The 12,874-nt window shown below is 54.8% G+C and carries 12 protein-coding genes; 6 read left to right on the forward strand and 6 right to left on the reverse strand.

Annotated features, from left to right (window positions below; all coding sequences use genetic code 11):
* On the forward strand, positions 1-240 hold a 240-nt coding region (locus L1D47_RS14855; protein ID WP_239882331.1), incomplete at its 5' end, for an integrase core domain-containing protein.
* Between the two features lie 406 nt (positions 241-646).
* Here L1D47_RS14855 and L1D47_RS14860 read toward each other — a convergent pair.
* The 4 genes from L1D47_RS14860 to L1D47_RS14875 all read right to left on the reverse strand — a co-directional run bounded on the left by L1D47_RS14860 (position 647) and on the right by L1D47_RS14875 (position 4,345).
* Positions 647-1,165 (reverse strand): DUF4823 domain-containing protein, encoded by a 519-nt coding sequence (locus L1D47_RS14860; RefSeq protein ID WP_239885838.1) that lies wholly within the window; start codon positions 1,163-1,165, stop codon positions 647-649.
* 189 nt (positions 1,166-1,354) lie between these two features.
* A complete protein-coding gene (locus L1D47_RS14865; RefSeq protein WP_239885839.1) occupies positions 1,355-2,071 on the reverse strand; it encodes a 23S rRNA pseudouridine(2604) synthase RluF in 717 nt (238 codons plus the stop codon).
* Positions 2,072-2,079: 8 nt separating this feature from the next.
* Positions 2,080-2,781 (reverse strand): DUF998 domain-containing protein, encoded by a 702-nt coding sequence (locus L1D47_RS14870; RefSeq protein WP_239885840.1) that lies wholly within the window; start codon positions 2,779-2,781, stop codon positions 2,080-2,082.
* Between the two features lie 232 nt (positions 2,782-3,013).
* Positions 3,014-4,345: a Na+/H+ antiporter NhaC family protein gene (locus tag L1D47_RS14875; protein ID WP_239885841.1), complete on the reverse strand. Its 1,332-nt coding sequence runs from the start codon at positions 4,343-4,345 to the stop codon at positions 3,014-3,016.
* 701 nt (positions 4,346-5,046) lie between these two features.
* Here L1D47_RS14875 and L1D47_RS14880 point away from each other — a divergent pair.
* Positions 5,047-5,586, forward strand: a complete 540-nt coding sequence (locus L1D47_RS14880) for a DUF3087 family protein (protein ID WP_239885842.1) — start codon at positions 5,047-5,049, stop codon at positions 5,584-5,586.
* Position 5,587: 1 nt separating this feature from the next.
* On the opposite strand, the gene L1D47_RS14885 is transcribed toward L1D47_RS14880, so the two are convergent.
* Entirely contained in the window at positions 5,588-6,517 is a 930-nt protein-coding gene (locus tag L1D47_RS14885) for a LysR family transcriptional regulator (protein WP_239885843.1), read from the reverse strand.
* A 131-nt stretch (positions 6,518-6,648) separates the two neighbouring features.
* Between L1D47_RS14885 and L1D47_RS14890 the strand changes: the two genes are divergently transcribed.
* From L1D47_RS14890 to L1D47_RS14905, 4 genes are all read left to right on the forward strand, one after another.
* Positions 6,649-8,106, forward strand: a complete 1,458-nt coding sequence (locus tag L1D47_RS14890; protein WP_239885844.1) for an NAD-dependent succinate-semialdehyde dehydrogenase — start codon at positions 6,649-6,651, stop codon at positions 8,104-8,106.
* 49 nt (positions 8,107-8,155) lie between these two features.
* Complete coding sequence (gene gabT, locus L1D47_RS14895; RefSeq protein WP_239885845.1) at positions 8,156-9,436, forward strand: 4-aminobutyrate--2-oxoglutarate transaminase; 1,281 nt, start codon at positions 8,156-8,158, stop codon at positions 9,434-9,436.
* Between the two features lie 166 nt (positions 9,437-9,602).
* Positions 9,603-10,388, forward strand: a complete 786-nt coding sequence (lgt, locus tag L1D47_RS14900) for a prolipoprotein diacylglyceryl transferase (RefSeq protein WP_041510046.1) — start codon at positions 9,603-9,605, stop codon at positions 10,386-10,388.
* 150 nt (positions 10,389-10,538) lie between these two features.
* The gene (locus tag L1D47_RS14905) at positions 10,539-11,729 is read left to right on the forward strand and encodes a potassium/proton antiporter (RefSeq protein WP_239885846.1); all 1,191 of its coding nucleotides are present in this window, start codon (positions 10,539-10,541) and stop codon (positions 11,727-11,729) included.
* 61 nt (positions 11,730-11,790) lie between these two features.
* On the opposite strand, the gene L1D47_RS14910 is transcribed toward L1D47_RS14905, so the two are convergent.
* Complete coding sequence (locus L1D47_RS14910; RefSeq protein WP_239885847.1) at positions 11,791-12,804, reverse strand: WD40 repeat domain-containing protein; 1,014 nt, start codon at positions 12,802-12,804, stop codon at positions 11,791-11,793.
* Positions 12,805-12,874: the final 70 nt, after the last annotated feature.

Raw genomic sequence — 12,874 nt, forward strand, 5'->3', positions numbered from 1 at the left:
AGTCGACGAGGAAACTGCTGGGACAACAGCCCGATGGAGCGCTTCTTTAGAAGCTTAAAAACAGAATGGATACCGATGACCGGCTATCGGGATATCGGTGAGGCTAAGAGTGAAATTTCGCGATATGTGACGGGGTATTACAGTCAGCTGAGACCACATCAATATAACGGTGGGCTGACACCCAATGAGTCAGAGCGAAGATACTGGCTTGAATACAAAACCGTGGCCAATTTTAGTTGACCACTACAAACACACCAATACCGCCAAATCGAAGAGACGTTTAGATACGGGTGTAAGCCCGCTTTTGGCTCTCGGCGGCATGGCCAAAAATGTTCCCTACATTTTTTGGCATTCCCTACATCCATGTAGGTCAGTACCGCCGTGAAGCGTATAGGGATATATTCAAACAACATCCCTGTTTAACAACCAGTTCGGCATCCATGCCTCTCGCTCGTGAGCACGAAGCTTCGCTTCACTCGCCGTGCCTCTCGCTCGTGAGCACGAAGCTTCGCTTCACTCGCCGTGCCAAAAGAGTGCTTGCACATTCCCCCGCGGGCAGGCGATAGATTGCCATCAAGGTACGACCTTCAATTGCCTCTTCAACACCCATTTAGAAGTCATAAACCTCAAATCATAAACCCACAGCCTATTTATATAGGCGACTCACAAATGCATTGGTGGGCTCAGGTAAAAGATCCTGCGGATGATCGCCACCAAAAGTGGCCCATTTGCTTTTGCCTGTGTACGACGCATTGGCGATCTCTTGTTTCGTCTGCGCATCCAAGACGATAAGCTGAATCTCTATGGTGTCAGGTATCCCTGACCATTCTGTGGCCCTGTCTTCCCAGTGAAGAATGATAGGTTTGACGAAGTAACCATACTGATTGGCATCGAGCTGTTTTAAGCATTCGTCCCCGATGCAATTGGTTGCGATAAAGACCTTACTGGTGTATTTGGAAAAGGCGCCTCGCACAGCATTCGCCGTCATGAGGCCTGAATTGTGATACACCTTATCGCCATACCAGCCATTTTCGGGCACGGCAACCAGCACGCTCTTTGCGGGATCTAATTTAGCTGTGGGATTTTGCAGTGCCGAATGTTGATAGGTCGAGCTGCAAGCTGTGAGTAGAAACGCGAAGGTAAGAAGTGTCATCGTCTTTGTCATTGTTAAGCCTCTTAAGGTTAATCCATTAAACGGAAGACAGCCTAGCTGGAATTCATACCGTAAACTATGAACTGAGCCACAAGCCTGGTCATGAAATGAAGCGTTGATCGAGATAAGTAAAGCTCAATGAAAGAAGTGCCATAACCTTGAGAAGGTTGGCCTGTAACCTTAGGGGGCAGAACCTAGGCCTTATTCTATGCAGACCCTAATTAGGGCAATCTCATGCTCGGTTAACTCCCGCATCTCCCCCTCGGGAAGATCACCAAGGGTCAGTGACTCGATGGCGACGCGCTTAAGGTCAATCACGTGATAGCCGAGCGCCTGGCTCATGCGGCGGATCTGGCGGTTGAGTCCCTGGGTGAGGATGATTTCGAAGCTGTCCTGGCTTAGGCGCGTCACCCGGCAGGGCAGGGTGGTGACATCCTTGTAGCGGACCCCCGCAGCCATCTGAACCACAAAATCATCATCGAAGGGCCTGTCTAGCCTGACATGGTAGCGCTTGTGGTGGGAAAAACTGGGGTGCATCAGGCGCTGAGTTAGCTCACCATCGTTGGTGAGTAGCAGCAGTCCCCTCGAGTCCTTATCCAGGCGGCCCACGGGGTAGAGACGTGGCTCCTCCGGCAGCAGGTGCAGCAGGCTGGTTGGATCTTGCGCCAGTAGGCGGCAGTCTGTGCCCACCGCCTTGTTGAGTATCCAGTAGGCCTTGTCGGCAATGGGCGGTAGCGGTTGACCGTCTAGGCAGACGCTAAGTGATGCCTGCTTGCCCGCAGGAGTTTGGATAAGCTCGACCCTATCAGTGTGATTGGCCAATCGCTCACCCAGGCTGACTCGTCCGTCGCGGATCAGTCTCGACGCGGCGCGCCGAGAGCAGAGGCCGGTTAAGGCGAGGTACTGGGCGAGGCGCATTGGTGCGCCTAGCCTTGGGCCGAGACTTGGCTGATCAGGTTATCCTGATAGCTGTGTTTGGCTAATTTCTTGATGGTGAGTGCCAGGGTGACGCACCAGATCATCACCAGATTGGTCTGGGCCCACATGGCCACGGCGACGGCGCAAATAGAGCCATCTTTGTGGCTGCAGGGGGCGAAGTCGAGGGTGCTCCAATCCACCATGAGGGCCAGGCTGCTGGCGGCCATCAGACCGAGGCCGCTGACGATAAACAGCGGCGTCGAGCAGAGGCCCTTATGATTAACCCTGGCCGAGAGGGTCAGGAAGTAGAGGACTATGGTGGCGATCAGGAAGATGGTGGAAAACAGCCTGTGCTCTTTGAGGTAGTTGATGGGGTAAATGCCGATGAGGATGATGGTTATTCCCACCACAAAACCTGCGAAGGCGATATAGTTGCCGAAGTGTCCCAGCTTGAGTTGTAACAGGCCATACATAGCCAGCAGTATGCAGGAACCGGCCAGGATAAGCCCCATGTTGAAGATATAGGCCAGGGGGGAGTCGACATAGTTGCCCAGCAGATCGGGCCTATGGTTTAACGCCTCCAGTCCCATCACCTGGAATTTAGCGAACAGAGAGATAGAGATGCCCAGTGCAGAGATGAGCGCCCCGGCTTGAATGGTGAAGACCACCATGCGTTGCAGGTCATAGTTTATGGGTTGGTGTAGGGCCATAGCGATGCCATTTTTTGTTATTTTTTGAATATAAAAAAGGAGCCCATCTTGTGGTACTCCTTTCGTTTCGACGCCTGGTTTATTTCAGTAAATGCTTAACCTACTTCACTGCGTCGCAATTATATCCCTATGCTATTAGTTTAAGTGAAAACCCCCATATAGTGGAACTGCTATGGTGAGGAATGTCACAAATTGATCCGTGCACCCAGGGATAGGGCGCACGAATTTGAGTTTAGTGGCGCTTGCGTAGTACCACTATGGCGATGGCCACGATGGCGAGAATCATACAGTACCAGGCGTGGGTAACCGCCTGTAGTGGGCTGATGCTGAAGGTAGAGGCGATAAGCAGTGCCTGAGCACCGTATGGGATCAGCCCCTGGATGATGCAGGAGAAGATATCCATGATACTGGCGGCGCGCTTAGGCGTGACTTCATGCTTCTCGGCCAGATCTTTGGCGATGTCGCCGGTCACCACGATAGAGACGGTATTGTTGGCCACACAGGTGTTGGTCAGGGCCACTATGCCCGCCATGCCCAGCTCAGAGGCGCGGGTCGAGGCCTCGCCCTTGGCGCTGGAGAAGCGAACGATAAGCTTCTCTATCTGCTTGCTGACAAATGCCAGTCCACCCTGTTGCTGCATCAGGGCCGCCAGGCCGCCGACCAGCATGGAGAGGATGAAGATCTCCTGCATGTTGCTAAAACCTGTGTAGATATCCTGACCAAACTGGATCAGGCCATAGTCGAGGGTCGCAAAGCCTGTGATGCCAGCCAGCAAGATCCCCACGGTCAGCACGACGAACACGTTCAGCCCGGCGACCGCCAGCACTAAGATGGTGAGGTAGGGGATGACCTTGAGCAAATCGATCTGCTGAGGCGCCACCTCGGCCTGTCCCTGTCCTGCCAGGGTGAACACCACCAGAGTGATCAGCGAGGCGGGAATGGCGAAGATCAGGTTTTCTCTAAACTTGTCTTTCATCTCACAGCCCTGGGTGCGGGTCGCGGCTATGGTGGTGTCTGAGATGATCGACAGGTTGTCACCAAACAGGGCGCCGGATATCACCGCGCCGGCCATCAGCGCCAGCTCGATCTGCGCCTCTTCGGCAACGCCTAACGCTATCGGGGCTACCGCGGCTATGGTGCCCATAGAGGTGCCCATGGCGGTGGCGATAAAGGCGGCGATCACGAAGAAACCTGGTAGCAAGAGGTTAGAGGGCACTAACGACAGCCCTAGTGCCACTGTGGCATCCACACCGCCTGTCGCCTTGGCGACCGAGGCAAAGGCACCGGCCAGCAGGTAGATGAGACACATGGCGATGATGTTGGAATGGCCGATACCGCCGATGAAGGTCTCGATGCTTTGGTTTAGCTTCTCTTTCGAGATCACTATCGCCAGTATGATGGCGGGTAAGATGGCGACCACGCTGGGCAGTTGATAGAAGGCAAAGTCGACGCCCTGACTCTGAAAGTAGACGCCGGCGCCGATAAATAGGGCCAGAAACAGGAATAATGGCAGTAGGGCGATAAATGAAGCCTTGGGGGCCGTGGTTTGTGTTGGTGTTGTCAAAACGCTCTCTCTTCTCACTAAACATCTCTATGGAGACGTGTCATTAAAACTGGATGCTCTTCCCTTGCCCTCCTAGCTGGAACATCTCGCCTATGGCGAAATGGCACATCTCAATAGGTGAGAGGATATGAGATCGAAAGACGTCTGTCAATTTAGACGTCTAGATGCCTTTACTGCTAAATGTTTGGTTGCTGTTAAATCCTCTGACAGGCTTGTTAACATATTGAGGTAACAAGTTGTTAACTTGCCTAGCTTAGTGCCAGAGATCAAATTTTTTTATCCAGTTAAAACGGCTACTTAGACAGGGCCTGTAGGCCTTTCTTGTTTGTTCTTGCTGCAGTTTGTAGGCCATGTATATAAGGCAAATCCACAGCCCCGTCCTCTTCTACAGATACAGGTGATAACGCCGTAGAAGTGGCCCATAAGGGCTGCCCTAAGGGGGAATCAAAAGGCGCCTTGCTCTTTATGAAAGGCTTTCTGCTTTCACCGCAGGTGGCAGCGAGGCTGTTAGAAATCCTTACAGAGGATTTCTTTGTTCGCAATTTACATAGCACGACTAAGCTTCCTTTGCTCACGCCTTGTTTATTTGCTTACGCCTTGAGCAAAACGCTTTGAGATTGACCAAGAAATAAACCTCAAAGGTAAACAGGTCCTTGGCATCATGTTAGGCTTGCGCCTCATATGGCTTAGGTTAAAACGGATTGGAAATCGAAAAAATGATGTTAGTCGAGGTGGATAAGGCGCGTTATCGCCAGCATTTGAATCGGGTGATCGCGGTATTTATCGCCTGCCTGGCCCTGTCATCCCTATTGTGTGGCCAGTTGTTGATTGCCTTCTTTGGCAATCAGGCGGTGAGTAGCGGTGAGTCGACCGGCAACCTGCACCTGAACTTTCTCGGCGTGCTGCTGGGGTTCGCCATCTGCGTCTGGGGGCTCTACCAGCAGAGGCACAGAGACTACTTTCGTGAGATCTATTACGTGTCTCGCCTCAAGGCGCTGCAAAACCGCATCTATCGCAAGCTAAAGGAGATCAGGCTGGCGGGGTCGCAAGGCGATATCGACGCCCTCACCATATTGGTGTTCTATTTCAGCAGCCAGAAGCTGGTCTATCTGCTGGATGACAATACCCTGACCCTGAGTCAGGTCGACAGGGAAATAGAAGCCACTAAGACGCGCATCGCTGCACTTGGACTCAATATTGGGCCCCAGGATTTTGACGCCTCGCTGCTGGAGAAGTTTTAGGCTAGATTTCACTGCCAAATACCTCATTGAAGGCCTGGGTGAGCAGCTCCACCTTGGCGCTCTCTCGCGCCGATTGCTTGACCACCATGGAGAGGTTGAACTGGTAGCAGGCCTCGTCGCCATGAATGATCTTGATCTGCTGCTGTTTCAGCTCTTCCTGTATGTAGCTCAGGGGCAGGTATCCTATGTAGCAACCAGATAGGATTAAGGTTTTACGAGTATCAAACTGATATGCCTTGGCCGACAGGTTGAGGCGTTTTAGTTGCTCTCGGCCCTCGGGATCGATATCGACACCAGGGTGGACAGAGGGGGTCTTGGCCAGCATCTCGGCGCTGATCTCTTCGTCGCTCAGGTTGAAGTAGGGATGTTTGGTGCTACAACACAGGTAGATGGGCTCGCTGAAGATGGTCTGATAGTTGAGTCCCTGGATCTGCTGATAACTGGGCAACAGGCCGACGTGGGCCTTGTCCTGTAGCAGTGACTTCTCTATCTGGTGCAGCGCCTCACCGTCTAGGATGAGGTGTAGCTGGGGCTGGCGTTGGTGTATGTAGGCGATCACCTGGGCCAGCTTCTGCTGCATGCCATGATCCAGCTGATCGGCACAGAGGATCACCAGCTCGCCGATCAGCTCCTCACCCAAGTTGTTCACAAACATCGAAAAATCATTGAGAGAATCGAACAATTCGATACAGGCGTGATACACGGCCTGACCCGCCTCGGTAAGCGCAAAGCCGCCTCGCCCCCGGCTGCAGAGCTTAAGCTTCATGCGGCTCTCCAGGTTAGACATATGCACGCTGATGGTGGAGCGGGTGACCCCAAGTTCGTTCTCTGCCGCGGCGAAGCCTCCGTTCTCCACCACGGTGCGAAAGATGCGTAGCAAGCGCAGATCGTATTCGGTGATCGCCTTGGGGATGATGGACTGTTTGCTCATTAGTTTTATATTCTTCAAACTTTATGTTGAATATTTGGTATTTAACCTGAGTTGGTTTTGCTATTCAATAGAGAAATTAGCGCGCTTAGGCTTTCCCCTTCCGATTCGGACTATTCATACAGGAAATTGTTATGCAGGGAATTAGAGACACTCAGTTAATCAAACTTTCCTCTTACATCAATGGCAAATGGACGGCGGGCGATAACCGCTTCGACGTGGTCAATCCCGCCAGCCAAGAGGTGATCGCCCAGGTGGTCGACGCCAGTATCGAGGATACTCAGGCGGCTATCCTGGCCGCCAAGCAGGCCCTGCCCGAATGGTCTAAGCGTTCGGCCAACGAGCGTGCCGCCTTGATGCGCAAGTGGTTCAATCTCATGATGGAGCATCAGGAAGATCTGGGGCGCTTGCTGACACTGGAGCAGGGCAAGCCACTGGCTGAGGCTAAGGGAGAGATCGCCTACGGCGCCGCCTTCATCGACTGGTTTGCCGAGGAGGGCAAACGTGTCTATGGCGATACCATTCCGGCGCCGGCCAACGACAAGCGCATCTTAGTGATTAAGCAGCCGGTGGGCGTGGTGGCCTCAATCACCCCCTGGAACTTTCCCAACGCCATGATCGCTCGTAAGGCGGCAGCTGCCCTGGCGGCCGGTTGTACCTTCGTGGCGCGCCCATCGCCATTAACGCCGCTGTCGGCCTTGGCGATGGCCGAGCTGGCCGAGCGTGCTGGCATCCCTGCCGGGGTGTTCAACATAGTGGTGGGCGAAGATGCCGTGGGCATGGGCAAGGTGCTGACCCAGCATCCGGATGTGGCCAAGTTTACTTTCACCGGCTCTACCGCCGTGGGTAAAATACTGCTGGCCCAGTGCGCCACCAGTGTGAAGAAGGTCTCCATGGAGCTAGGGGGCAATGCGCCCTTCATCGTGTTTGACGATGCCGATATCGATGCTGCGGTGCAGGGTGCGCTCATCTCCAAGTATCGCAATGCCGGGCAAACCTGTGTCTGCACCAACCGTATCTTCGTGCAGAAGGGGATCGAGCAGGCCTTTACCGAGAAATTTACCGCCGCCGTGGCCAATCTCAAGGTGGGTGATGGCTTGGGCGATGGCGTCACCGTCGGCCCCATGATCTCTAAAGATGCGGTGCAAAACGTGCTCAAGCTGGTGGATGACACTCTGGCAAGCGGCGCAAGCCTGGTGACCGGCGGTCAGTCGAGTGAGCTGGGTGAGAGCTTCCTGGCGCCGGTGATCGTCACCAATGTGACCAACGAGATGCCGCTGGCACGCAACGAGATCTTCGGCCCCGTAACGCCCATCATCGGCTTCGACAGCGAAGAGGAGGTGCTCGCCATGGCCAACGATACCGAGTATGGCCTGGCTGCCTATTTCTACGCCCGGGAAATTGGCCGCATCTTCCGCGTTGCCGAGGGGTTGGAGTACGGCATGGTCGGGGTCAACGAGGGGATCATCTCCAATGCCGCCGCGCCCTTTGGCGGGGTGAAGCAGTCGGGCAACGGCCGCGAAGGCTCTAAGTATGGCCTGGACGATTACCTGGAAATTAAATACCTGTGCCTCGGTGGCTTAGATAAATAGTGGCTTAGATAAATAGTGGCTTGGATAAGTAGACGTAAGGACTGAGAAGATGAATAACGCAGAATTACAGGCGCGTAAGGTACAGGTGATCGCCAGGGGGCAGGGCAACGCCTATCCCGTGTATGTGGAGCGGGCCGCTAACGCCGAGCTATGGGACGTCGAGGGCAAGCGCTATATCGACTTCGGTACAGGTATCGCCGTGTGTAACACGGGCCATAGTCATCCTAAGGTGGTGGCGGCGGTCAAGGCGCAGCTGGATAACTTCAGCCACACCTGTGTGATGGTCAATCCCTATGAGTCGGCGGTGGCACTGGCGGAGAAGCTCAATCAGATCGCCCCAGGTGACAGCGACAAGAAGACAATTTTTGTCACTACGGGCGCCGAGGCGGTGGAGAACTGCGTCAAGATCGCCAGGGCCCATACCGGGCGTCGCGGCGTCATCGCCTTCAACGGTGGCTTCCATGGCCGCACCAACCTGACCATGGCGCTGACGGGCAAGATCACCCCCTACAAGCATCAGTTTGGTCCCTTCGCCGGGGATATCTTCCACGCGCCTTATCCGGTGGCGCTGCACGGCGTGAGCGTTAAAGACTCTCTCAAGGCGATAGAGCACCTGTTTAAGGTGGATATCGCCCCTTGTGATGTGGCGGCCATCGTTGTCGAGCCTGTGCAGGGTGAGGGCGGATTCTACGCCGCACCGCCAGAGTTTCTTCAGGCGCTGCGAACCCTATGTGACAAGCATGGCATAGTGCTGGTGATGGACGAGATCCAGACCGGCTTTGGCCGTACCGGCAAGATGTTTAGCTGCGAGCACGCGGGCGTCGAGCCGGATCTCATGACCATGGCCAAGGGGATCGCCGGTGGCTTCCCCCTCGCAGCCGTGGTGGGTAAGAGTGAGATCATGGACGCGCCGCTGCCGGGTGGCCTGGGCGGCACTTATGGTGGCTCGCCGGTGGGCTGCGTCGCGGCGCTGGCGGTACTCGAGGTGATGCAAGAGGAGCAGCTGGTAGATCGCGCCGTGAAGATAGGCGAGACCTTTAATCAGGCGCTCTCGGCGCTCAAGGAGCAATATCCTCTGCACATAGCTGAGGTGCGTAATCAAGGCGCGATGATCGCCATGGAGCTGGTGATTGACGGCGATAGCGAGCAGCCCAATACGGCGCTGACCCAGGCGCTTATCGCCAACGCCGCCGAACATGGTTTGGTGCTGCTGGCCTGCGGTTTCTATGGTAACGTGATCCGTTTCCTGCCGGCCCTGACCATCGGCGATGAGATCATGGCCGAGGGGCTGGCCAAGTTTAAGGCACTGTTCGAGAGCCTGGTGGACTAAGTCGCCCTTATTTTAAATAAATAGCCAAAGCCTGGGACCCTCTCCCGGGCTTTTTTGTATCTGTATGTTGAAAATCGCCACAAGACCTTGAATAAGCAAGTCGAAGCGCGTAAAACTGCCTGTCATTAGAGGTATTTCTTGGTTTCAGGCGAGGGAGTTTAGGTTTTTGGATCACTTTATTTGGAATATGGACCCTGTGTTGGTCTCCTTCATGGGGCTGACGATTCATTGGTATGGCGTGCTGTTTGCCACGGCGATCGCTGCGGGCTTTCAGGTGATGAAGCGTATCTATGTGCGTGAAGGGCTGGATGTCGAGTCTCTAGATAACCTATTGATCTATTGTGTAATAGGCATAGTGGTAGGTGCCAGGTTAGCCCATGTGCTGTTTTATGATCCCAGTTACTACTTCTCTCATCCGGCCAAGATATTGGCTATCTGGGAGGGGGGGCTTGCCAGCCATGGCGGCGGCCTGGGGGCGATTCTGGCGCTCTACTATTATCATCGTAAGATGAAGCTGCCTTTCCTGTTTCTATTGGATCGACTGGCGATCGCCACGGCGATCTTCGGCTTCTTCGTGCGTATGGCTAACTTCGTCAACTCGGAGATCCTCGGAGTGCCGAGCGACAAGCCCTGGGCCATCGTCTTTGAGCGGGTAGATAGTTTGCCGCGTCATCCGGCCCAGCTCTATGAGGCCCTGGCCTATCTGACAATTTTCATCGCCCTTTGGGCTATCTACAAGACCACAGAGATGAAGCAGAAGCAGGGCGCGCTGTTCGGCCTCTTCCTGGTGTGGGTGTTCAGTGCCCGTTTTGCCATCGAGTTCGTCAAGGTGAAGCAGGCTGCCTATGCTCAGGACTGGACCATGAGCGCCGGGCAGATGCTGAGTATTCCCTTCCTGCTGGTCGGCGTCTTCCTCTTGGTGAGACCCTATCTGACAGCTAAGGCGAAGTAGCCTGTTTTAAAGCCCGACTCAGGTCGGGCTTTTTTTCAATTAAAAACCGTTAATCAACCGCTTAACCCATCTCGAAAGTCAGTTTCCTCTGCTAAAATAGTTCGGCTAATCGCTCTGTGCCCGCCTATTTTGTCTACCAGAAGGAGACCTATGTCCTATCAGATCATCTTGCTTGGGATCGCCGCGCTTATTGCCGTTGGGATCTTGCTGCATCATCCCTCGAAGACCTTGGGCTTGCCCAGTCTGTTGATCTTTATGGGGGTAGGTCTGAGCCTGGGCAATGGCGAGTTTAATTTTGTCTACGATAATCTCACCCTGACCTCAACGGTCGGGGCGGTCGCCCTGAATATGATCGTCTTTGTCGGCGGCATCAATACCAAGACAAAGAGCATCAGGCTGGCCTACAGGGAGGGCGGGGTGCTGGCGACCCTGGGGGTGATGCTGACCACCTTGATCCTGGGGGCGCTACTCTATCCGCTCACCGACTGGAGTCTGATAATCTGTTTACTGTTTGCCGCCGTGGTCTCCTCCACAGATGCGGCGGCCGTGTTTTCGATACTGGAATCTAAGAAGCTCAAGCTCAAGGAGCGTACGGATACCGTGCTGGAGTTCGAGTCGGCCACCAATGACCCGGTCGCCCTGGTGATGGTGATGATACTCACTGGCATCGCCTTGGCTCCGGCTGCGCCCGTGTCACCCTGGGCGATAGCTCAGATGCTGGGGCTGCAGATCGCCTTAGGGGTAGGCGTCGCCTTCGTGGTGGCCAAGCTGGCGGTGTGGGCGCTAAACAGCATACACCTGGAGGAGTATGGCCTTATCCCTGTGTTTGTGCTCGCCAGTTTCGTGCTGGCAGCCTACGGCAGCGAGCTGGCCGGCGGCAATATTCTCATCGCCTCCTATGTGGCTGGCGTGGTGATAGGCAATGGCATGCACAGGGGCGTGGAGGTGACGCGACATTTCTTTAATAGCCTCTCCTGGCTGGCGCAGTCGCTGATGTTCATCATTTTGGGGTTACAGATCTTTCCGCAGACGCTGTTTTCCGTGTTCACACTGTCGCTGCTCCCGGCGGCATTGTTGATGCTGGTGGCCCGGCCTTTGGCGGTGCAGATCTGCTATCTACCGTTTCGTCAGGCGAGCTGGAAGAAGCGGCTGTTTATCTCCTCCATCGGCCTCAAGGGGGCGACCCCTATCGTCTTCTCACTGATCCCGGCGGCGGCCGGTGTCGAGGGGGCGGTGGAGATGGTGCATCTGGTGTTCTTTATCGTGCTCTTCTCCATCCTGTTACAGGGAGCGGCCATAGAGCCGCTGGCCAAGCGGCTTAAGTTCAACCGCGACAGCTAGTTGTTTAAATGAGTTGCTTAAGTTAGTTGCCTAGGCTAGTTGTTTAAGTTAGTTGCAGAGATTAGTTGCTTAGTCTCCAGTGCTCCAGGGCGCCATCGGAGCTAAGGGTGATGAGTCGCTGGCCGTCGCTCACCATATCCAGCACTGTGGTGCCCATAGAGAAGGGAGTGAGCCGCCAGTGTGCCAGCTCCTTGCCTGTGGCCACCTGCCAGCGAGAGATCCCCTGTTTCGAGGTGGCGGTGATCAACTCATCGCCCCGATGAATGAAGAGGGCGCGGCGAAAATAGCGGTAGCGCTCGAAATAGTTCAGTTGACTCAGTGCCTCGCCAGTGTCGAATGCCTGCAGTTGGTGGTTATCCAGGTTGTCGGCGAAGAAGATGCGCCTTTCTGCCTCATCGAAGGCCAGGCTGGTGATCCGCTGAGGCAGAGAGAACTGCTTGATGATCTTTCCGCTGGCACTTTCCCACCAGAGTACCTTGCCATCGTGGCCTGCTGACAGGAGGCGATCGTCCGTGGTGCCAAATTTCAGGAAGGACACCTCGGTGTCGTGTTGTTTAAACAGAGAAAAATGCTGCGCCGTGAGATCCACCAGGATCACGCTGCCTTCGTTCATGCCGATGGCGATACGTATTCCCGTCTGATTGAGTGCCAGGGTCGAGATGCTGGCATAGTCGTTAAAGCCGTTGACCTGCCAGGTCAGTTGGATATTGCCCTGGGTAAGGTCGATGAGGCTTATCTGACGCTTGCCGGCATAGGCCAGAAAACGCTTATTGCCCGACAGGGCCAGTTGATAACCCGGATGCTCGAAGGCGGTCGCCGGCCAGTGAAAACGCTGCTTGCCTTCGGGGAGTGTCCAGACGCCGAGATCCCGGCCGCGACTCAGGGTGACGGCGAGGCTGGCATCGTTTGCGAGCAGGCCGTCCACCAGGCTATCCTCCACCAGGCGCTTGAGGCTCAGTGGCTGCTGGCTTGGCTGGTTTTCCGAGCAGGCGCTCAGGCCTAGGCCGAGAGGGAGGCAGAGGCTTGAGAGGATAACTAACCTTTGAAGCCAAGGCCTGAATAAGTGTTTAAACAAGGGCTTAAACAAGTGCTTTAACAAGAGCCTAAATGAAATGTGCATGCTCTGCAGAATTATCGGTATTTCC

Origin of the sequence: Shewanella sp. Isolate7 (assembly GCF_022398425.1) — a bacterium.
Classification (GTDB): Bacteria; Pseudomonadota; Gammaproteobacteria; order Enterobacterales; family Shewanellaceae; genus Shewanella.